The 21,226-nt window shown below is 72.1% G+C and carries 16 protein-coding genes; 4 read left to right on the top strand and 12 right to left on the bottom strand.

Annotated elements, in window-relative coordinates:
- Nucleotides 1-2: 2 nt before the first annotated feature.
- The 6 genes from ACFT41_RS14255 to ACFT41_RS14280 form a co-directional block, all read right to left on the bottom strand.
- Nucleotides 3-914, bottom strand: coding sequence for a carbohydrate ABC transporter permease (locus ACFT41_RS14255; RefSeq protein WP_377585412.1), 912 nt, complete (start codon nucleotides 912-914; stop codon nucleotides 3-5).
- Nucleotides 915-918: 4 nt separating this feature from the next.
- On the bottom strand, nucleotides 919-1,836 hold the full coding sequence (locus tag ACFT41_RS14260; RefSeq protein ID WP_377585415.1) for a carbohydrate ABC transporter permease: 918 nt from the start codon (nucleotides 1,834-1,836) through the stop codon (nucleotides 919-921).
- A 109-nt stretch (nucleotides 1,837-1,945) separates the two neighbouring features.
- Nucleotides 1,946-3,244 (bottom strand): ABC transporter substrate-binding protein, encoded by a 1,299-nt coding sequence (locus tag ACFT41_RS14265; RefSeq protein WP_377585417.1) that lies wholly within the window; start codon nucleotides 3,242-3,244, stop codon nucleotides 1,946-1,948.
- A gap of 608 nt (nucleotides 3,245-3,852) precedes the next feature.
- Complete coding sequence (locus ACFT41_RS14270) at nucleotides 3,853-4,953, bottom strand: cellulose binding domain-containing protein (RefSeq protein ID WP_377585419.1); 1,101 nt, start codon at nucleotides 4,951-4,953, stop codon at nucleotides 3,853-3,855.
- Between the two features lie 754 nt (nucleotides 4,954-5,707).
- Nucleotides 5,708-6,157, bottom strand: coding sequence for an iron chaperone (locus tag ACFT41_RS14275; protein WP_377585421.1), 450 nt, complete (start codon nucleotides 6,155-6,157; stop codon nucleotides 5,708-5,710).
- A gap of 158 nt (nucleotides 6,158-6,315) precedes the next feature.
- Entirely contained in the window at nucleotides 6,316-7,287 is a 972-nt protein-coding gene (locus ACFT41_RS14280) for a PaaX family transcriptional regulator C-terminal domain-containing protein (RefSeq protein WP_377585423.1), read from the bottom strand.
- Between the two features lie 297 nt (nucleotides 7,288-7,584).
- Between ACFT41_RS14280 and ACFT41_RS14285 the strand changes: the two genes are divergently transcribed.
- Both ACFT41_RS14285 and ACFT41_RS14290 read left to right on the top strand, forming a co-directional pair.
- Nucleotides 7,585-8,943, top strand: coding sequence for a PHB depolymerase family esterase (locus ACFT41_RS14285; protein WP_377585426.1), 1,359 nt, complete (start codon nucleotides 7,585-7,587; stop codon nucleotides 8,941-8,943).
- Between the two features lie 315 nt (nucleotides 8,944-9,258).
- Nucleotides 9,259-11,337, top strand: a complete 2,079-nt coding sequence (locus ACFT41_RS14290) for a HelD family protein (protein ID WP_377585429.1) — start codon at nucleotides 9,259-9,261, stop codon at nucleotides 11,335-11,337.
- An 83-nt stretch (nucleotides 11,338-11,420) separates the two neighbouring features.
- Here ACFT41_RS14290 and ACFT41_RS14295 read toward each other — a convergent pair whose 3' ends face one another.
- Entirely contained in the window at nucleotides 11,421-12,731 is a 1,311-nt protein-coding gene (locus tag ACFT41_RS14295; protein ID WP_377585432.1) for an ABC transporter permease, read from the bottom strand.
- Complete coding sequence (locus tag ACFT41_RS14300) at nucleotides 12,728-13,426, bottom strand: ABC transporter ATP-binding protein (protein WP_377585435.1); 699 nt, start codon at nucleotides 13,424-13,426, stop codon at nucleotides 12,728-12,730. Before ACFT41_RS14300 ends, ACFT41_RS14295 begins: the two co-directional genes overlap by 4 nt.
- 165 nt (nucleotides 13,427-13,591) lie before the next feature.
- Here ACFT41_RS14300 and ACFT41_RS14305 point away from each other — a divergent pair, with 165 nt between their 5' ends.
- Entirely contained in the window at nucleotides 13,592-14,812 is a 1,221-nt protein-coding gene (locus tag ACFT41_RS14305; protein ID WP_377613825.1) for a sensor histidine kinase, read from the top strand.
- Nucleotides 14,790-15,485 carry a response regulator gene (locus ACFT41_RS14310; protein ID WP_377585439.1) on the top strand — a complete coding sequence of 232 codons (696 nt, stop codon included), beginning with the start codon at nucleotides 14,790-14,792 and terminating at the stop codon, nucleotides 15,483-15,485. The genes ACFT41_RS14305 and ACFT41_RS14310 overlap by 23 nt, the downstream gene beginning before the upstream one ends.
- Before the next feature lie 178 nt (nucleotides 15,486-15,663).
- Here ACFT41_RS14310 and ACFT41_RS14315 read toward each other — a convergent pair whose 3' ends face one another.
- The 4 genes from ACFT41_RS14315 to ACFT41_RS14330 are packed head-to-tail and all read right to left on the bottom strand — an operon-like array spanning nucleotide 15,664 to nucleotide 21,174.
- Nucleotides 15,664-16,827: an acyl-CoA dehydrogenase family protein gene (locus tag ACFT41_RS14315; RefSeq protein ID WP_377585441.1), complete on the bottom strand. Its 1,164-nt coding sequence runs from the start codon at nucleotides 16,825-16,827 to the stop codon at nucleotides 15,664-15,666.
- Nucleotides 16,827-18,041, bottom strand: coding sequence for a CaiB/BaiF CoA transferase family protein (locus tag ACFT41_RS14320; protein ID WP_377585444.1), 1,215 nt, complete (start codon nucleotides 18,039-18,041; stop codon nucleotides 16,827-16,829). The genes ACFT41_RS14315 and ACFT41_RS14320 overlap by 1 nt, the downstream gene beginning before the upstream one ends.
- Complete coding sequence (locus ACFT41_RS14325; protein WP_377585446.1) at nucleotides 18,038-19,519, bottom strand: FGGY family carbohydrate kinase; 1,482 nt, start codon at nucleotides 19,517-19,519, stop codon at nucleotides 18,038-18,040. The genes ACFT41_RS14320 and ACFT41_RS14325 overlap by 4 nt, the downstream gene beginning before the upstream one ends.
- A complete protein-coding gene (locus ACFT41_RS14330; RefSeq protein WP_377585449.1) occupies nucleotides 19,519-21,174 on the bottom strand; it encodes a glycerol-3-phosphate dehydrogenase/oxidase in 1,656 nt (551 codons plus the stop codon). The genes ACFT41_RS14325 and ACFT41_RS14330 overlap by 1 nt, the downstream gene beginning before the upstream one ends.
- Nucleotides 21,175-21,226 lie beyond the last annotated feature (52 nt).

Raw genomic sequence — 21,226 nt, forward strand, 5'->3', positions numbered from 1 at the left:
GTTCATCCCTTCAGCGCGCCGGACATGAAGCCGCGCACGTAGTGTCGTTGGAGCAGCAGGAACAGCAGGACGCATGGCAGGGCGAGCACCACGACGCCCGCCTCGGTGGCCCCGTAGTCGACGACGCCCTGGACCTGGCCGCGCAGGTTGGACACCGCGAGCGGAAGGGTCATGCGCTCGGTGTCGTTGATGAGGATCAGCGGCGCCATGAAGTCGTTCCAGGCGTTGAGGAACGCGAACAGCCCGACGGTGATCAGGCCCGGCTTCACCGCCGGCAGCATCACCCGCCACAGGGCGCTGAACGACGAGCACCCGTCGACCAGCGCGGCCTCGTCGAGTTCGCGGGGCACCGCCTCGAAGGAGATCCGCATCAGGAAGGTGGAGAACGGCAGCTGGAACATCGTGAGCACCAGGGCCACCCCGACCAGTGAGTTCTGTAGCCCGACCTCGCTGAGCAGCACGTACAGCGGGATCAGCAGCGTCGCGTAGGGCACCATGAGGATGGCGAGCGTGGCCAGGAACAACAGGTTCCTGCCCGGGAAGCGGAACCGCGCGAACGCGTAGCCGCCCAGGAAGGACGTCAGCAGGGTCAGCACGACCGTGAGCAGCGAGACGAACGCCGAGTTGGCGACGTAACGCCAGACGCCGGCCTGGTAGCCGGCCAGCGTCTGGTAGTTGCCGAAGCCCCAGCCGTCGACCTGGTTGGTGCCGGCCTGTGGGGAGACCGACGCGACCGCCGTCCAGAGCAGCGGGGCGAGGAAGATCAGCCCGACCGCCCCCGTGAAGACCCAGTACGGCGTGCGCAGCGCGATGCCGGCGATGGCCATCCCCGCCGGGCGGGGCGGCGGCGCGGCCGGTGTCACGGGAGCATCGCCGGCGGTCGTCGTCGGGCGGGAACTGTCGACGGAGGTCATCGGCTCAGCTCTCCCCGGACCGGAACGCGCGCAGCTGTGCGGCGTTGATGATGATCAGGGCCAGCAGCACGATGACGGAGATCGCCGCCGCCACCCCGAGGTCGTTCTGTCCCTGGAACGCCACCTGGTAGATGAGCTGGACCACGGTGATCGTGCTGTTGTCCGGGCCGCCCTTGGTGAGGATGTAGAACTGCTCGAAGGCGAGCAGGGAGCCGGTCACGCAGAGCACGGTGGTCAGCGCCAGCGTCGGGCGCAGCAGCGGCAGGGTGATCCGGCGGAAGGTCTGCCACCGGCTGGCCCCGTCGGCGCGGGCGGCCTCGTAGACCTCCGCCGGGATGCCCTGGAGCCCGACGAGCATGAGCACCATGTAGAAGCCGGCGTAGCGCCACACGATGAGGAAGGTCGTCGACAGCAGCGCCGCGGTCGGGCTGCCGAGGAAGGTGAAGCCCAGTCGCTCCATCAGCGGCGCCAGCGGGCTCGCGTACGGCGAGTAGAGCACGTAGAACAGCAGCGACGCCGACGCCAGCCCGAGCGCGCTGGGGATCAGGAACGAGGCCCGCAGCAGGTTGTTCCACCGGCTGGACTCCTGCACGAGCAGGGCCAGCCCCAGCCCGAGCACCAGCAGCAGCACGGTCGCGAGCACCGTGTACTTGAGGGTGAACACCACCGAGTCGGTGAAGAACCGGTGGTCGACCGCCTTGACGAAGTTGTCGGGAGCGTTGAATCCCTGGTCGCCGGTGAGCAGCGGCCACCTCGACACCGACATCCGGAGGACGAGCAGCAGCGGCACCGCGAACAACGCGATCACGAACACCGCGGTCGGTGTCGCGTAGAGCCAGCCGAGCAGGGCCTGCCGCCCGCGGGGGCGGGCGCGGCCCCACCTCGCCACGCTGGGCGGGCGGGGCGATGCGGTGAGTCGCATGGGGACGTACCTTCCGGTGAGGAGAGGGGCGGGCGGCGCGAGAAGAGGTGCGGACCGCAGGCGTACGCCGGCCGGGGAGCCGCCGGTCGGCACACGCCTGCGGTAGCCGCTACTGCTTGAGCACGGCGGTGATCTCGCCGTTGTCCCTCTGCGCGTCTCCGCCGCCGTTGAGCACCTGGTTACGCACGAGGGTCAGCCACGGGCTGTTCGGCGCGTTGAACGCCTGCTGGAAGTTCAGCGCGACGGGCGTGTCACCCTTGCCGGCCACCTCGTTGATAGTGACCAGCCGCGGGTCCTCGGCGGCGTACCTGTTCTTCGCGAGGTCGGCGCGGGCCACCACGTCCTTGTTCTTCGCCAGCACCTCGACCTGGGCGGCCTCGGACATCATCCAGCTCAGGAAGTTCCACGCCTGGGCCGCCTTCTTCGAGTCCTTGGACACCCCGATGCCGTCGCCGCCGACGAAGGTGGAGGCGCCGCCGCCGGGACCCGGGATGCCGGCGACGCCGGCGTCGAACGGGGTCGAGGAGAGCAGCGTCGCCGGGTAGAACATCAGGCCGACCTTGCCCTCGGTGAACGCGGCGGTCCAGGTCGGGCCGGTCTCGCCGGCCGACGCGGGCAGCACGGCACCGGACTTCCACAGGTCGCGCCAGGTGCCGTAGACCTTCTGGGCGGCGTCGTCGGCGAGCCTGGCCTCGGTGCCGTCGGCGCTGAGCACCTCGCCCCCGGCGGCCCAGATCGACGGGAACCAGGTGAAGACCAGGCAACCGCCGCAGTTCAGCCCGGCCGCCGTGCCGTAGACGTCCTTCCTGCCCAGGGCCTGGACGGCCTTCGCGGCGGCGGCGTACTCCTCCAGCGTCGCCGGGGCCTTCTCCGGGTCCAGGCCGGCGTCGCGGAACAGCTGCTTGTTCCAGAACAGCATCGACAGGTCCAGCACGAACGGCAGGACGTGCGCCTTGCCATCGACCGTGCCGGCCGCGAGGTGCCCCTTGTTGATCGAGTCCTTGAAGCCGAGGCCGCCGATGTTGGCGCTGATGTCCTGGAACAGCGCCTGCTTGACCCAGTTCGGCACGTACACGATGTCGGCCGCGAAGAGGTCCGGCAGGCCGCCGGAGCCGGCCGCCGCGCCGACCTTCGCGACGTAGTCGTCGTTGGGGACGACGGTCAGCTTGACCTTGTTCTGGTGGCTGGCGTTGTAGGCCTCGACGAGCAGCTTCGCCTGCCGCTCCAGCGGCGCGCGGGTCCACAGGGTGAGCTCGCTGCCGTCGTCGAGGCCGTTCGGCCCGGCCTCGACGACGGTGGTGCCGCCCGGCTCGTCGCCGCCGCACGCGGCCACGCCGACGGTCAGCGTCGCCACGAGGACTCCGGCCAACGCACGCAGGGCGCCACGCCTGCCCAGGGTTCTCCTCATGATCTCTCCTCGATGGGTTCGGTCGGACCGGTCGGGTGCTCGACGCCCACTGATCCGGGCTGCGACGTCGGCGTACGCCGGGCCGCTGTACTGGGTGGAGGGTCATCGGGGGCGTCGGTCCGTTGACCGCTCGGCAGGGGGTCGGGTTCACTCGTTGACGTCGCGCCGCGCGCCCCCTCGGTGCGGTACCCGGGTGCGTCCGCACGCCGTTGCCGTTGCCGTCGTCCGCCGGCTCCGGCACGCGGCTCGTGCCGCACGTCGCTACCGTTAAGGTGGCGCCTGTCACGTTCCGCGGATAGCGTGTCGCACGAAAACGATTTCGGCAAGATGTCGGACGGATGAAACCTGATCATTCTTCGGCGGAACCCTGCGCCTCTTCGTACCCGCCCTGGGCAGCGCGGCAGCGGTGGCGAGCCAGCGAGCGGCTAGCGGCGGCCGGCCTGAAAAGATTGCGAAAGCCTTTCGGCCATCCGGCAACGCCCGGCTGCGGGCCTGGCCGACGGCGAAGCTCACCACGCGACCCCCCAGGGCGACGTGAGAGCAACGGGGAACGACGAAGGACGTGGCCGGCGGGAGATCCGCCGGCCACGTCCTCACGGGTCGCGGGGTCAGGAGAAGAAGCTGCCGTAGGGTCCGTTCAGGATGGCGTTCTTCTGGGCCTGGGTGAAGTGCGTGTTCGGGTAGTCGTAGAACGACGCGGACATCGGCGTGCCGTCCGTGCTGGTGGAGTCCGGCAGCCCGAGCCCGTGGCCGATCTCGTGGACCATGCCGCCGTACCAGCGGTTCATCGGGCCGTTGATGCCAGCCGCGCCGTCGGCGTCGTGGCCACTGAGGACCACCCAGCCGGTGCTGGCGCCGCCGCCGGACTGACCGGGCTCCTCGGCGCTGATCTCACCCACGTTGAGCCACCGGTTGTCCGGGTTGCGGATGCCGAACCTGCGCATCAACTCCTGGTGCATGTTGCCCACGACGCACCAGTAGCGGTCGCCACCGGGCGTGCAGTTGGTGTTGATGTACCAGTTGGAGTCGTGCTCACCGGCGACCACCTCGACGACCGGGTTGTTCAGGGTGAACGTCCTGCCCAGCTCCTGCTTGTAGTAGCGCTGCGCCTCCCGCATGACGCTGGCGATGCCGTCGGGGTAGCGCTGGTCGTAGGGGACGTCCGTGGGCCTGAGCCAGAAGACCCGGACGGTGCCGGCCGGGGGCGTGGCCGGCGGGGCGGTGGGGCCGGGCGTCGCGGTGGGGGTGGGGGTCGGCGTCGGCGGCTTCACGGTCGGCGTCGGCGTCGGGCCCACTCCCCCGGTGCACGCCACGTTGTTGAGCGTGAAGCCCGTCGGCACCGGGTTCGCGCCGGTCCAGGCACCGTTGAAGCCGAACGAGGCGGCGGCACCCGTGGCCAACGCGGCGTTGTAGCTCACGCTGGCCGCCGTCACGGCCGCGCCACTCTGGGTGACGGTGGCGTTCCACGCCTGGGTGACCGTCTGCCCGGAGCCGAACGACCAGCGCAGGGTCCAGCCATTGAGCGGATCACCGAGATTGGTGACCGCCACGTTGGCGCCGAAGCCGCCCTGCCACTGCGAACTGATCGTGTACGACACCTGGCAGCCGCTGGCCGCGGCGCTGGCCGGTGCGGTGCTGAGCGCCACGGCCACGGCCAGGGCCGCCACTAGCGCGCCGGCCAGGCCGCTGCGGAATCGTTGATGACGCATCGTCGTCCTTTCCGAGCTCGGGATCATGGACACTGCGGCCGGCTGCCGCAGCCGCCGGGGCGGCGTTAGGTCGATGGTTATCGATTTAAACACCGGGGGCCGGCCGCATCGACGACTGTCGACATGTAGCCCACCATGCCCCACGAAAAGGTTTTCGGCAAGCGGTTCCGCAGCAGGCGGGAGGCCTGGTCGCCGCCGCCACGGTGCCCGCCGCGCCGCCGGCGTCTGATGCCACGTCCACGACGCTCCGGGTGCTCCAGCTGAACCTCTGCACCAGCAGCCGGGCCGGCTGTCACACCGGCCGGGCGGTGCCCCGGGCGGCCGAGGTGATCCGCGCCGAGGCGCCGCAGGTGGTGACCCTGAACGATTTCTGCCAGGACGACGTGCCCGAAGCGCAGGTCCACCGCGGCGACACGGCGGTGGCGGAATTCAAGGCCGCCGACGACCGTCCGAGCGGCGGCGTCACCCGGGGAACACACGGTGTACGGCGGCATCTATCCGGTGCAGGACCGCGCGGACCCGGAGCTACGGGCTGGCTCTGCGTCCACGCCCCCGACGTCGTCGACGCCTGCACCACTCACCTGGCGGCGTTCAGTGCCAGGACGGCGCTCGCCCAGTGCGACCACCTGTTCGACGAGGTCGTGCCGGCGGTCCTCGACCGCGCCGGGTACGCGCCGACCGTGCTGGGCGGCGACCTCAACCTCCGGTCCGGCGGCTCACCCGACCTGCGGTCGCCACAGCCGCCCCCACCCGGTCAGGAGACCGCGGCCCTGACCAGCTCGACGACCCTGCTCTCGACGGCGGGGCTCCACGCCCGCAGCGCGTACGCCACCGGCCACAGGTCTCCGTCGTCGAGGTTGGCCGCGTCCTGGAAGCCGAGGGTCGAGTACCGGTAGTTGAACTTGCCCGAGTCCTGGAAGAAGACGATGATCTTGCCGTCCGCGTTGGCGTAGGCGGGCATCCCGTACCAGGTCTTGGGCGACAGCTGCGGGGCGGCGGCGGTCACCGTCACGTGCACGCGCTCGGCGAGCGCCCGGTCCTCCGGTGCCATCTGCGCGATCCGGTCGAGGACCGCCTCGATCCCGTCGGCCTTCCTGGCACCCTTCCTGCCCTCGGCGCGCAGCTCGGCGGCGCGCTCCTTCATCGCGGCACGCTCCTCGGGGCTGAAGCCGTCGGACGCGGTCGTGGACTCGTTGGCGGACATGCGGGGCTCCCTTGCACCGTCCAGGGTCCGGCGGAATGCCGGCCACCTGGCAAAAGGCTAGGCCCGACGGCATCGCCGTGCTTCTCGATTCCTGATCGGTCCGCCGGGCCGGGCGGGACACCTTCGCGGCGCGTCCCACCGGCGGGCGGGAGGGGAGGTCATGGCACGGGCGTCGCCTCACCGCACACTCCGGTGAGGAGGTCGGCGGTGGTGTGGGCCGCGATGCCGGGCTGCGCGCCGTCGGTGAACCGCGCGACGACCGCTCGGACGTGCCGCTCGGCGGGTTCGGCGAGGCCGTCGTAGACCGCCGCGAACAACTCCCGGGCCCGCTGCCTCGGCCACCCCCGCGGCAGGAGATCCAGCGGCAGCTGCGGATCGAGGGTGGGAAAGCGCCGGTAGGTGTCCATGACCTCGGTGCGCGCCCGCACCGCCGCCGCGCCGTCGAGCCGTCCGGATCCCATCCGGGGCAACAGTGGGGTCCACCGCCGGAGGAACGCCTGATAGTGCCGGCTGATCGCGTCGATGTCCCAGGCCTGGACGGGAGCACGGTGGCTGATCGCGTCGAGCTCGGTCTGCCGGCCGCGGAACACCGTGACGGCACCGAGGGTGAGCTGGGCGAGCTGCACCCGCGCCTTGGGCGTCAGCTCGTACGGTGAGATCCACAGCCCGTCGTACAGCGGCGCGTAGCCGAGCCAGCGGAGCCGACCGCGCAGGGCCCGTCGCTGCGCGCTTCGCTCCTGCGGCAGGGAGAAGGCGACGATCGTCCAGCACCCGTCCCACGGCAGCGCCGTGGCGGTCGACGCCACGATCCAGTTCCCTCCGGCCGCGAGGCTGGCGGCGGCGGCACGGCTGAGCCGGTAGGCGCTGCGCCTGCCCTGGCGGCTACCTTCCAGCACGCCCCGACGGGCCAGCCGACTGATCGCGGTACGGGCACCGGCCGTGGACACCCCGGCCTCGGCGAGCAGCGCGACGATGGCGGCGGACGGGAGCGCGGCCCGGGTCCGCAGGGTGTAGTCCGCCAGCAGGGTCACCGCGACCCCCTGGGGCGAGTTGCCGGACTGTCGCCGGGGCAGCCGCAGCGGGTGCCCGTCGTCCGGATAGATCTCCTCGATGCTGAACGGGCTTGCCACAGGCGCTCCGGCTCGAAGTCGGGGACGGAACAACGACTTTAGACGGGCCTCCGACGAACCGGGCTCGCCATGGCCAACCCGCTGCGGCCGGCCGGGCCGACGACCCACGCTGATCGAGCTGCATCGATTGACACTTGTGAGACCCAGGGGAACACTAAGTGCTACGCGATGCCCCACGGAGCCGGGCGGGCGAGCACACGCAATGGGCGACACGCGATCCTGCGGGGCCGGGCAAACCCCGACCGGTTCGCGCGTGGCCCGACCCCAGCCTGCACAGATGACCGAAGGAGTCGTCCCGTGAGAATCAGAAGGAAGCTGCTGCTCGGCCTGGCCACGACCCTGGTGGCGGCCGGCCTGGTGGCCCCCGCGTTCCAGCCCGCGTACGCAGCCTCGCTGGTCGAGGTGACCAGCTTCGGCAACAACCCGGGCCGGATGCGCATGCACGTCTACGTGCCGGACACCCGCCCGGCCAGGCCGGCGACCGTGATCGCCATGCACGGCTGCGGCGGCTCGGGCCCCGCCTTCCATTCCGGCAGCGAGTTCGCTTCCCTCGCCGACCGGTACGGGTTCGTCGTGATCTACCCGACCGCGACCCAGCAGGCCGGATTCGGCAACTGCTTCGACACCTGGTCGGACGCCGCCAAGCGCCACGACGGCGGCAGCGACCCGGTGTCGCTCGTCTCGATGGTCCGCTACGCGCAGCAGCAGTATGGCGCCGACCCCGACCGGGTCTACGTCACTGGCAGCTCGTCCGGCGGCATGATGACCAACCACATGATGGCCGTCTACCCCGAGGTGTTCAAGGCCGGCGCCGCGTTCATGGGAGTGCCCTACAACTGCTTCGCCGGCGCGGCGGACTACCCGCCCGGCAGCAGCCAGTGCACCGGCGGCAACATGAACCGGACCCCGCAGCAGTGGGGCGACGCGGTCCGCCAGCAGGCATACCCCGGCTACTCCGGCCCGCGCCCGCGGGTGCAGGTGTGGCACGGCACCGCCGACACGCTCGTGCCGTACAGCCTGCTCCAGGAGTCGGTCGAGCAGTGGACCGACGTGTTCGGCCTCAGCCAGACCCCCACGTCCACCGACACCCCGCAGGCCGGCTGGAACCGCCGCAGGTACGCCGACACCAGCGGCACCGTCCAGGTCGAGGCGTACAGCATCCAGGGCGCCGGGCACAGCCTTCCCGCCGGCGGCATGGCGGCGGCCGCCATCGCGTTCTTCGGCCTGACCACCCCGCCGAGCCCGACCACGTCGCCCACCCCCACCACGTCGCCCACGCCGACGACGCCGCCCACCCCCACGACGCCGCCCACGCCGACGACCCCGCCGCCGGGCTCCGGCGCCTGTCGCGTGACCGTCGCCGTCAACGCCTGGAACACCGGGCTGACCGCGAACCTCACCATCACCAACACCGGGGCCAGCGCCGTCAACGGCTGGTCCCTGGCCTTCGCCCTGCCCACCGGGCAGAGCATCACCTCCGGCTGGAACGCCACCTACTCCCCCGTCTCCGGGCAGGTGACGGCCAGGAACCTCGCCTACAACGCCGCCATCCCCGTCAACGGATCGATCGACATCGGTTTCCAGGTCGCCCACGGCGGCAACGCCGCCAAGCCGACCTCGTTCACCCTCAACGGCGCATCCTGCACGGTCGCCTGACGACGCCGAGCTCCGGGGACGGCCATGCCCCGGCATGTCACCCCGGAGCACCGGCGGACACCACCACCGCCCGCGCGAACCGGACAGGTCACGCCCGCCCTGCGCCATCTCCATCATATGGGTCGGTCAAGCCGCCCGAATCGTCCTGGATACCGATCTTCCGTCCCTGGCCGGCGCATAGTCTCGACCAGTCCGTGCCGGCCGCACGCGCCGTCCGGGCGCGCGGGCCGCAGCCGCCGCACACGCCTGTCGACCAGACACGCGTGGAGGGGCGGCGCCGCGCGGGGAGACGCACGCAGCAATCGGGGGGCAACCGTGTCCGAAGCAGCACACCAGATCGCCGTCGAACAACTGGTGGTCGACCGGGTGTACGCGCGCCTCGAGGTCATGCGCGAGCAGACGAGACAGCTGAGCGCGGAGGGACACAGCCGCGCCGGCTCCGGGCCGGTCACCGGCCTGGTCGAGCGGGACGCCCTGGTCCTGCGCGCCGCCGCCAGGCTGTCGGAACTGGACGGCCAGGAGGAGGGCATCGTCTTCGGCCGGCTGGACTTCGACGACGGCTACACCTACCGCGTCGGCCGGCTGGGCGTGCGCGACGAGGACCGGGAGCCGCTCGTGGTGGACTGGCGTGCGCCCGCCGCCGCGCCGTTCTACCGCGCCACCCCGGGCGAGCCGCTCGGCGTGGAGCGCCGCCGCGTCATCACCTGCGACGGCCCCCGGGTGGTCGCCCTCGACGACGAGGTCCTCTCCGCGAAGGACATCGACGGCGTGGTCGGCGAGGGAGCCCTGCTCACGTCGCTGACCCGGGCACGCGGCGAGCACATGCGCGACATCGTCGCGACCATCCAGCGCGAGCAGGACGAGGCGATCCGCGCGCCCGCGCACGGCGTCACCCTGATCACCGGCGGCCCGGGCACCGGCAAGACGCAGGTGGCCCTGCACCGCGCGGCGTACCTGCTCTACACCGACCGGGGCAGATTCACCGACGGGCGGGTGCTCGTGGTCGGCCCCTCGACGGTGTTCACGGAGTACATCGGCAGGGTGCTGCCCGGCCTCGGTGAGGACAGCGTCCACCTGCGCGCGATCGGTGAGCTGTTCGACGGCGTCGTCGCCACCCGGCGGGACCCCGCCGCCGTGGCCCGGTCCAAGGGCGACCTGACGATGGTGCGCGTGCTGGCCGACCTGGCCTGGGACGCCCCGCCGGGCGCGCCGGACCACCTGCGCGGCCTCACCGCCGACGACCTGGCGAAGGCCCGCGGCGAGATCCGGCGCAGCTGCGAGGCCAAAGGCGTCACCGTCAACGGCGCCCGGGCGGAGGCCACGCGGGTGCTCTCGGAGCTGCTGGGCGGCAGGGAGGTGCCGGACGCCTTCCTGAACGCGTGGTGGCCGCCGCTGACCCCGCAGGACGTCCTTCCCGCGCAGGACGGGCAGTGGTCGGTGGACGACGTCCCGCTGCTCGACGAGCTGGCCGAGATCCTGGGCCGGCCGCCGGAGCCGGCCCGGGCCAGACCCGAGTGGCAGCTGCGTGAGCTGCACAGCGGCGCCCGCCTCGCGGAGACCTTCGTGCTCAGCTGGAGCCTCAACGACGGCTGGCAGCTCTTCGCGCCCGGCCTGTCCACGCCGATGGCGCTGTCCGGCCAGTCCATCGACCACAACGGCTACTGGGCCGCGCAGCGCTGGGCCGCCGCGATCGTCCTGCGCGAGGGCCACCAGGTGGCGAGCTGGGTCGACGGCTTCGACCCGTACGGCGAGGAAGGCTACGTGCCGGTGCTGGCCGAACCGTTGCCGGTGGCCGAGACCGAGGAGCCCGTCGCCGACGTCTACCTGCACGTCATCCTCGACGAGGCGCAGGACCTGTCGCCGATGGAGTGCCGGATGATCGCCCGCCGCGCCGCCCACGCCTCGATGACCATCGTGGGCGACCTCGGCCAGGCCACCCACCCCCTGGCCGCCGACTCCTGGCCGGAGCTGGTGCGGCGGCTGGGCAAGCGCGAGGCCAGGACGCTCGACCTGCCCACCGGCTACCGGGTGCCGCAGGTCATCGCCGACTTCGCCGCCCGCGCCCTCGCGCCGGGGATCGAGCCCACCCGGTCCTTCCGGCCCGGCGGCAGCCTGGAGATCCGACAGGTCGACGACCTGGCCGAGGCGGTCGCGCGGCAGACGGGCACCGTCATCGCCCCCGACCACCTGGCCACCGCCCTGCGCGCCGTCCCGGTCAGCCAGGTCAAGGGCCTGGAGTACGACCGGGTGGTACTGGTGGAGCCGGCCGACATCGTCGCCGCCGAGCCCCGCGGCATGAACCGCCTCTACGTCGCCCTGACCCGGGCCGTCGCGGAACTGGTCGTCCTGCACACCAAGCCGCTGCCGGAGAACCTGACCCGGCAGCAAGACTGAGGCGCCGATGGCCTGCCTGGGATCACCAGGCAGGCCATCGCGTCGAGCCGCCGGCCAGCGAGCCGTACCGGCCCGGCAGCGGGCTACTCGTAGCGCAGCGAGTCGACCGGGTCGGCCCGCGCCGCCCGCGCCGCAGGCAGGGTGCCGGCCAGGAACGCGATCGTCATGACCAGCAGGATGATCACCGCGATGGAGATCGGGTCGAAGGCGATCAACGTGAGTCCGGGCAGGTCCGTGAGGAGTGTGTCGGCGAGCGCGGTGCTGATCACGGTGCCGGCCAGCATGGCGAGGGCCACGCCGATGGCGCTGCCGAGGAAGCCGATGAAGGTGGCTTCGAGACTGAACAGGCCGAACACCCTGCCGCCTCCCATGCCCATGGCCTTCATCAGACCGATCTCGCGGGTGCGTTCCTGCACGGACATGAACAGGGTGTTGACGATGCCGAAGCTCGCCGCGAGCAGGGCGATGACGGCGAAGGCGTTGAGCACCAGGACGATGCCGTCGATGACGGTCTTGAAGGATCCGAGCTGGTCGGCCACGGTGGTCCCGGTGTATCCGGCATCGGCGAGGCGGCCCTTGAGGTCGCTGATCTCCTGCTCGGTCGCGTCCGGGTCGAACCAGATGCTCGCCTGGGCGTACCGCTGCACCTCGTCGGCCGGCACGCCGACGTTCTGCGCGTCGAAGAGGGCATCGGTCAGCGCGTCGTTGGGGATGAGACTGGCCCCGGTCGGCGATGCGATGCCCTCCTCGGCCACCCCGACGACGGTCGCGTCGATCACCCGCTGAGCGCGCTTCGCGTCGGTGACCGCGATCGACACGTGTTGCCCGAGAGCCGCAGCGTCGTCGGCGAAGCCGAGTGGCTCGACGTAGGAGGCGGGCAGCACGAGCTGCCGCTCGGCGGAGGAGTCGTCGGGTTCGACACCGCTGGCGAGCTGTATCCGCTGCCCGGCGACGATCCCGCCGACGTCGACGACGTACTTCGTGCCCCCGCCGGCCTGGATGTAGTCGGGCGTGATCGTCTTGCTCGCCTGCACGTTGCGCACGCCGTCGATGTCGGCCAGCGAGTCGAGGTCCTCCGGGGTGAGCGCGACGACCGTCTGACCCGGCGGGCCGGGCTGCCCGGCCGCCACGGCGTTCGGGTCGTACTCGGCCGGTCCGGAGTCGTCGCTGCCGAAACCGTCCGAGGTGTCCGAGTTCCTCACGACCGTCATGACGTCCGAGGCGCCGATCGCGGTCACGGTGTCGTCGATGTAGGCGTTGATACCGGTGCCGAGCCCATTGGTCAGGGTCAGGGTGAACGCGCCGATGAAGATCGCGAGGATGGTCAGCGACGTGCGGGTCTTGGACCGGAAGGCGTTCCCGGCTGCCGAACCGATCAGGTCGGAGATCTTCATGCCCGCACCGCCGCGGAGTCGCTGACCAGGTGGCCGTCCCGAACCAGGACGCGGCGGTCGCAGCGCGCCGCGAGCTCCTCGTCGTGCGTGACGACGATGAGGGTGATGCCGTTCTGACGGTTGAGGTCGAAGAGAATGCCCTCGACCACCGCGCCGGTGGCGGAGTCGAGATTTCCGGTGGGCTCGTCGGCGAAGATGACCCGGGGATTGTTCACCAGCGCCCGCGCGATCACCACCCGTTGTTTCTGGCCGCCAGAGAGATTCCCGGCCTTGTTTCTCGCCTTGTCGGCGAGTTCGAGCTGCTCCAGCGCCGCCATGCCCCGGAGTTTGCGTTCACCCCGGCTCACTCCAGCTATCTTCATCGGCAGCACCACGTTGTCGAGGACAGACGAGTTCGGCGTCAGAAAGAACTGCTGGAAGACGAACCCGAACGTCTTGTTCCGGGTCTGGTTGAGCCGACTTCCCCGCAGCGTCCGGGTGTCGACTCCGCCCAGCGCGACCGTACCCGAGGTGGGCGCGTCCAGCAGCGCGAGGACGTGCATGAGGGTCGACTTGCCGGATCCGCTCTTACCGAGGATCGCAACACTTTCTCCGTCGCGGATATCGAGATCGACTCCCTTCAGCGCGTCGAAGCTGTTCGCACCGCGACCGTACGTCTTGCGCACGTCCACGGCCGAGATGATTGGGCTTTCCATAGGGCTCCTCGTCGGTTCTGCCGGCGGCTGCCGGCAGCTCCATCGTCGTCGCGGACCCGCTCCACCGCGTCACCCTGCTGCGGATACCTGAATACCGCCTTCGCGGTAGGCAGGTTGCCGCGCAAGGAGGACTCCCTCCGTCGCGGGGACCGGCAGACTGAGGTCATGACGTCGACGGCCACCGGGGCGACGGACCCCACGCGTCCGTGCCCGAGAGCGCCCGGTTGGGTGGGCGACATCGCCGCCGCCGGGTTCATCGTCTCGTCGGCATTCGTCCCGTTCCAGGTGCCGGAGTTTCGACCGGGCAGCTACGCCGTCGCCGCCGTGGTGATCGCCCCCGCCGCGCTGCTGCCGATGCGGCGGCGATGGCCGATACCCGTGCTCGCCGGCTGCCTCCTGCTCTACGGCGTCGCGGCGTCCACCGGCACCCTGGCCCCGGGGGTCGTGCTCGCCACCTCGATCGCCATGTTCGGCGTCGCCAACCGGATGGATCGGCGGACCACCCTCACCGCGACCGGTGCCGCCGTCGTGGCGATGGCGTTGCTCAGTCTGCTGTCGGCGATCGGGAACGTCTTCGACCCCCGGTCGTTGCAGTTCGCCGTGACGATCGCGTTCGCCGCTGCCGCCGGCGATGCGACCCGCTCCCGGCGGGAGTACGTGGCCGCCGTCATCGAGCGCGCCGAGCGCGCCGAGCAGACGCGCGAATCGGAGGCCCGCAGACGGGTGACCGAGGAACGGCTGCGGATCGCCCGCGACCTGCACGACGTCGTCGCACATCAGATCTCCGTGATCAGCCTCAACGCCGGCGTCGCCTCCTCCGCCCTGCGATCACGTCCGGAGCGGGCACAGGAATCCCTCGGTGTCATCCGAAGCGCCGCCCGGACCGTGCTCACCGAGATCGGCGACCTGCTCCGGCTGCTGCGCGCCGAGGACGACGACGCCACCAACGGCACGGCCGTTCCACAGCCCGGTCTCGACCAGCTCGACCGGCTGGTCCGTGGATTCGTCGAAGCAGGACTCGGCGTCTCGGTGCGGACCGAGGGAGACATCTCGACGGTCACCAGCGCCGTCGACGTGGTCGCGTACCGCGTCGTCCAGGAAGGTCTCACGAACGCGCACAAGCATGGCGCCGAACATCGGGCGCACGTCCTGATCGAGGTCGACGACCGGCGGGTGCTGGTGGTGGTCACGAATCCCGTCCTGATCAGCTCGCCCGACGACCAGCCCGGGACACCGCAGGGGGGTCACGGACTGGTCGGCCTGCGGGAACGCGTCGCCTCCGTCCGCGGCGTCGTGGAGACTGGTATGTCAGCTGGCGGGTACCGGATCGCCGCGTGCCTACCCCTGCCGAAAGAGGAGTCGGGTGACGACCGTGCTCGTGGTTGACGACCAGCCACTCATCCGTCAGGCCGTGACAGACATCCTGGTCGAACACGGCGGGATCAGTGTCGTCGGGGAGGCGGTCAACGGTGCGGAGGCGGTGGCCCTCACCTCCTCGCTCCGTCCCGACGTCGTCCTGATGGACATCCGGATGCCGGAACTCGACGGAATCGGTGCCACCTCCGCGATCTGCGCCGACCCCTCGTTGGCCGAGACCCGGGTGCTGATCCTCACCACCTTCGAGGAGGACGAATACCTGGTGGCGGCGCTGCGGGCCGGGGCGAGCGGGTTCATCGGCAAAGGGGCGGAGCCCGAGGAGATCGTCCGGGCGGTGCGCGCGGTGCACGCCGGCGACGCGCTGCTGTCCCCGGCCGCGACCCGGAGCCTCATCGAGAAGTACGTGCTCCGGGCGCCCGCTCCGACACCGGCCACGACGAGCCGCCCCCATCCCCTCGCCGAGAAGCTGGGGCAGTTGACCGACCGTGAGCGGGAGGTGCTGCTGTTGGTGGCGCGTGGCCGGTCGAATCAGGAGATAGCCCAGGAACTCGTCATCTCACCGCACACGGCCAAGACCCACGTGAACCGCATCATGGCCAAGCTGTACGCGCACGACCGCGCGCAACTGGTCGTCCTCGCCTACGAAAGCGGACTGCTCACCCCACCCGGGCCGGCAGCCTGACGGGACACGTGGCCGCACACGCTCGACGTCCTCGACGGGCACCCCGAGCCGGCCGGCGGTGTCCTCCAGCTCCACGCCGACGACGCTACCGACCGGTGGGGCCGCGGCAACAGGCCCGAGCTGCCAGGCCGCCGACGCCGGACCGTGACCGGCTGGCGGCCGTCGCCGCCGACCGTGGTCAGCGGAAGGCGGCCTGCCCGGTCAGGGCCTGGCCGACGACCAGCTTGTGCACCTCGCTGGTGCCCTCGTAGGTGAGCACCGCCTCCAGGTTGTTGGCGTGCCGCAGCACCGGATACTCAAGCGTCACGCCGTTGGCGCCGAGGATCGTCCGGGCGGTACGGGCGATGCCGATCGCGGTCTCGCAGCTGTTCAGCTTGGCGAGGCTGACCTGGGCCGGGGTCGCCTTCCCCGCCTCCCGCAGCCGTCCCACGTGCACGGCCAGCAGCAGACCGTTGACCAGCCCACGGGTCATCTCGGTCAGCTTCTCCTGGGTGAGCTGGAAGCCGGCGATCGGACGCCCGAACGCCTCCCGGCTGCCGGCGTAGTCGATGGCGGCGCGCAGGCAGTCGTACCCGGCGCCGAGCGAGCCGAAGACGATGCCGAGCCGGGCCTCGTTGAGGCACTTCAGCGGTGCGCGCAGGCTCGTCGCCTCGGGCAGGAGGGCGTCGCCGGGCAGCCGGACGTCCTGCAGCACCAGGGCCGAGGTCACCGAGGCCCGCAGCGACAGCTTGTGCCCGACCGGCAGCGTGCTCACCCCGGGGGTGTCCATCGGCACGACGAAGCCGCGGATGCCCGCGTCGGTGCGGGCCCACACCACCGCCACGTCGGCGATCGCCGCGTTGGTGATCCACATCTTCTCGCCGTTGAGGATCCAGTCGCCCCCGTCGCGGCGGGCCCAGGTGCGCATCGCGCCCGGGTCGGAACCGGCGTCCGGCTCGGTCAGCGCGAAGCAGCCGACCGCCTCACCGGCGGCCATCGCCGGCAGCCACCGCCGGCGCTGCTCCTCGCTGCCGAAGGTCCGGATGGCGTACATGGCCAACGAGCCCTGCACCGACACCAGGCTGCGTACGCCGGAGTCGGCCGACTCCAGTTCGAAGCAGGCCAGCCCGTAGGCGACCGCACCGGCACCGGCGCAGCCGTAGCCCTCCAGGTGCATGCCGAGCAGGCCGAGCCGGCCGCACTCCCGGGCCAGTTCCCGGGCGGGCAGGTCACCGGTGGCGTACCACTGCGCGATGGACGGCCGGATCCGGTCGGCGGTGAACCGGCGCACGGTGTCCCGGATGTCGCGTTCCTCGTCGGTGAAGAGGCTGTCGATCGCGAGGAGTTCCATGGGGTCGGTCATCAGTTGCTCTCCTGGGAGGACGGGTCGGTCTGCGGTGCGGCTCCCGCCGCAGGGGCGGCCTGCGGCGGCGCGGCGAGCCAGTCGAGTACGGCTCCGGTGTGTTCGCCGAGCCCGGGCGGCGGGCGGCGGTAAGCGGCCGGTGTGCGGGACAGGGTGATCGGGTTGGCCACCTGCCGCGCCGGCCGGGCCCGCCCCGGCCCGTCGATCTCCACCACGGGGGCGAGACCCAGCTCGCCGGCCAGGTCGAGAGCCCCGGCCAGGTCGTTGACCGGCCCGGACGGCACGCCGACCGCGCCGAGGGCGGCGGCCAGTTCGTGGGCGGGGCGGGTCAGCGTCCGCTCGGTCAGGGTGGCGATCAGCGTCTCGCGGTGCCGCACCCGGTCGGCGTTGCGCAGGTAGCGCGGGTCGACGGCGACGGCCGGGATGTCGAGCACCGCGCAGAGCGCGGCGAACTGCGCGTCGGTGCCGACCGCCACGGCCAGCGGCCGGTCGGCGGTGGGCAGCACCTGGTACGGCACCACGCTCGGGTGCGCGTTGCCCAGCGGGCCCGGGACCACACCCGCCGAGACGTACCCGGATGCCTGGTTGACCAGGGCCGACAGCAGTGAGGAGAGGAGGTTGAGCTCGACGTGCTGCCCCTCGCCGGTGGCCTCCCGGTGGCGCAGCGCGGCCAGGACGCCGATCGTGGCGTGCAGCCCGGTGATCACGTCGACCACCGCGACCCCGGTCTTGACCGGCTCGCCCGACGGGGTGCCGGTGATGCTCATCAGCCCTCCGACGGCCTGCACGAGCAGGTCGTATCCCGGGCGGTCGGCACCCGCGCCGGAGCCGAAGCCGGTGACCGAGCAGTAGATGACCCGTGGGTTGATCCCGGCGATGTCGGCGTAGCCGAGGCCGTGGCGGGCCATCATGCCGGGGCGGAAGTTCTCCACGACCACGTCGGCCCGGCACGCGAGTTCCCGGGCCACGGCCAGGTCGGCGGGCTCGGTCAGGTCCAGTGTGATCGACCGCTTGTTGCGGTTGACCGCCAGGTAGTAGGTGGCCGTGCCGTCGTCGTCGTACGGCGGCCCCCAGGACCGCGTGTCATCGCCGCTGCCGGGTCGCTCCACCTTGACCACGTTCGCGCCGAGGTCGGCCAGGAGCATGGTGGCGTACGGGCCGGCCAGCACCCGGCTGAAGTCGGCCACCAGCAGACCGTCGAGGGCGCCGGTCACGCCGACCACGCCCTGGCTGCGGCGACGGCCCGCCGCCAGCGCCGGTGCGCCCCGTCGCGGCCGTCGGCCCCGGCCCCGGCGGTGAACTCCCGGTCCAGGTGCCACCGCTCGGTGATCTCGTCGGTGCTGTCCCACACGCCGGTGGCCAGGCCGGCCAGGTAGGCCGCGCCGAGCGCGGTGGCGTCGGTGCTGGTGGGCCGGCGCACCGGCACGCCGATCTGGTCGGCCTGCAACTGGCAGAGCAGGTCGTTGACGGCGGCCCCGCCGTCGACGGTGAGCCCGGTCAGCGGCCGCCCGGTGCACCGGGCCATCGCGTCGGTCACGTCCCGCACCTGGAAGGCGATCGCGTCCAGGGTGGCCCGGGCGAGGTGGGCCCGGGTGGTGCCGCGGGTGAGCCCGAACACCGCCCCGCGGGCGTGCGGGTCCCAGTCGGGTGTGCCGAGACCGGTCAGGGCCGGCACGAAGACGACTCCGCCCGAATCGGGCACGGCGGCGGCCAGCGGTTCGACCTGCGCCGCTGCCGGGATCAGGCCGAGCCCGTCGCGGAGCCACTGCACGGCCGCCCCGGTCACGAAGATCGCCCCTTCCAGGGCGTACGTGGTGGGTTGGCCGGCGAGCTGCCAGCCCACCGTGGCGACCAACCCGGCGTCCGGGCGGGCGATCTCCGTGCCGGTGTTGACCAGCACGAAGGATCCGGTGCCGTAGGTGCACTTGGAGCTGCCGACGGTGAAGCAGGTCTGCCCGAACAGGGCGGACTGCTGGTCACCGACGAGCGCCGCCACCGGAATGTCCAGCCCGAGGAACGCGTCCGGATCGGTCCGCCCGACCACCGCGTTGGTGGCGACGATCTCCGGAAGAGCGGTCCGGGGCACGTCGAACAACGCGCACAGCTCCGCCGACCAGTCGCCCTCGGCCAGGTCGAACAGCAGGGTGCGCGAGGCGTTCGACGGGTCGGTGACGTGCAGCCGGCCGCCGGTGATCCGGGCGGCGAGGTAGCTGTCGACGGTGCCGATCAGGGTCCGGCCGGCGCGTACGTCGGCCCAGGTCGTCGGCTCCTCGGCGGCCAGCCAGGCGAGCTTGGTGGCGGAGAAGTACGGGTCGAGCCGCAGCCCGGTCCGGGCGGTGACCAGCGGTTCGTGGCCCTCGGCGCGGAGCCGCTCGCACAGTGCCGCCGAACGGCGGTCCTGCCACACGATGGCCGGCCGGGGTGCGGCCAGGGTCCGTCGGTCCCACAGGACCACCGTCTCCCGCTGGTTGGTGATCCCGACGCAGCTCGGCGGGGTCGGGCTGGCGACGAGCGCCTCGGCGCAGGCCGCCCGGACCGCGTCCCAGATGCGGTCCGGGTCGTGCTCCACCCGGCCGGGCCGGGGGAAGCGTTGCGGGAACTCCCGGTGGCCCCGGGCCAGGACGGTGCCGTCCGGGTCGACGACGATTGCGGTGACCCCGGTGGTGCCGGCGTCGATGGCGAGGACGGCCATCAGGCCACCAACCCGGCCAGCGCGTACCGGTTGGCGCCGGTCACCCGGCGGTAGCGGGCCGCCTCCTGGTCGGCCCAGTGGTGGTCGCGCCCCAGTGCGTCGGCCATCAGCGCGGCCACCTCGCCGGCCGCGTCGGCGGCCCCGTCGGCCGTTTCCAGGCCGGCGTGGCTGCGGCGCAGCAGCACGTCCTCGACGGCGAGCGCGCCCTCGTGCCGGACGGCGTGCGTGACCTCGGCCCGGAGCAGTCCACCGGCTCCGGCGACCGGCCGCAGGCCCGTCTCGCCGGCTGCGGCCAGCACGTCGGTGACGGCGGCGCCGTGCCGGCTGAGCAGGTCCTCGACGGTGTCGACGGTCAGTGCGTGCTCGCGGGCGAGGAGGCCACGGCGGTTCCACAGGGCCTGGAACCCGTCGGCGCCGATCAGGGGCAGCCGGTCGGTGCAGGAGGGCGGGTAGCCGCCGCCGAGCCGTTGCACCACCGCGTCGACCGCGTCGCGGGCCATCACCCGGTAGGTGGTGAGCTTGCCGCCGGCGATGGCCAGGCAGCGGTCGTCGATCTTCGCCACCACGTGTTCCCGGCTGAGCTTGGCGGTGTCGGCGGTGCCGGCCCGGTCCGCCAGCGGGCGGAGGCCGGCGTAGACACCGACCACGTCGGCCCGCTCCAGCGGGCGACGCAGCCACCGGTTGACCTGGTGCAGCAGGAAGGTGATGTCGTCGCCGTCTGCCGCCACGTCCCGCGGATCACCCGAGTACGGCGTGTCGGTGGTGCCGACCAGCACGGTGGCGCCGACCGGAATGACGAACAGCACGCTGCGCTCGGTGCGGGTGATCACCGCCCGGTCGACCCGCAGCGCCGACCGGGGCACCACCAGGTGCACGCCCTTGGAGGCCCGTACGCGCAGCACCTCGCGGCCGACGAGGCGCTGCACCTCGTCGGTCCAGACGCCGGAGGCCGCGAGCACCTGCCGGGCCTGGACGGTGCTCTCCGCGCCGGTCAGCTCGTCGCGCACGGTGACCCGGACCCGGTCCGGGCCGTTGTGGTAGCCGACGGCCCGCACCCGGGTGGCGATGACCGCTCCCTCCCGGGCGGCGGTGCGGGCGACGGCGAGGGTGAGCCGGGCGTCGTCGACCTGGCCGTCGTCGTACTCCAGGGCGCCGTAGGTGATCTCGGCCCGCAGGGCGGGCATGGCCCGGGCGAGGCCACGCCGGCCGAGGTGCCGGTGAATCCGGAAGACCCGGTCGGCGTGGCCGGCCGGGAGCTGTCCCAGGCCGTCGTAGAGGCTGAGGCCGGCGCCGATGTAGGCGCGTTCCCACATCCGGTGGGTCAGGGGCAGCACGAACGGCAGCCGGCGGACCAGGTGCGGGGCGAGCCGGCCGCCGAGCAGTCCCCGTTCCCGCAGCGCCTCGCGGACCAGCCCGAACTCGAGCTGTTCCAGGTAGCGCACGCCGCCGTGCAGCAGGCGGCTGGACCGGCTGGAGGTGCCGCCACCGAGGTCACCGGCCTCGACCAGGGCCACGCGCAGCCCCCGGGACGCCGCGTCGAGGGCGGCCCCGGTGCCGGTGATCCCGCCGCCGACGATCAGCAGGTCGTAGGTGCCGTCTTCCAGCGCCGCCAGGGTCGCGCCCCGCCGGGCGGCGTCGATCACTCCGCTGTCCATGTCCAGGTCCTTTCCGCAGAATATAGAATCTGTCTGCCGGCAGAGCTCGGCG

Source organism: Micromonospora sp. NPDC057141 (genome assembly GCF_042670805.1).
Taxonomy (GTDB): domain Bacteria; phylum Actinomycetota; class Actinomycetes; order Mycobacteriales; family Micromonosporaceae; genus Micromonospora.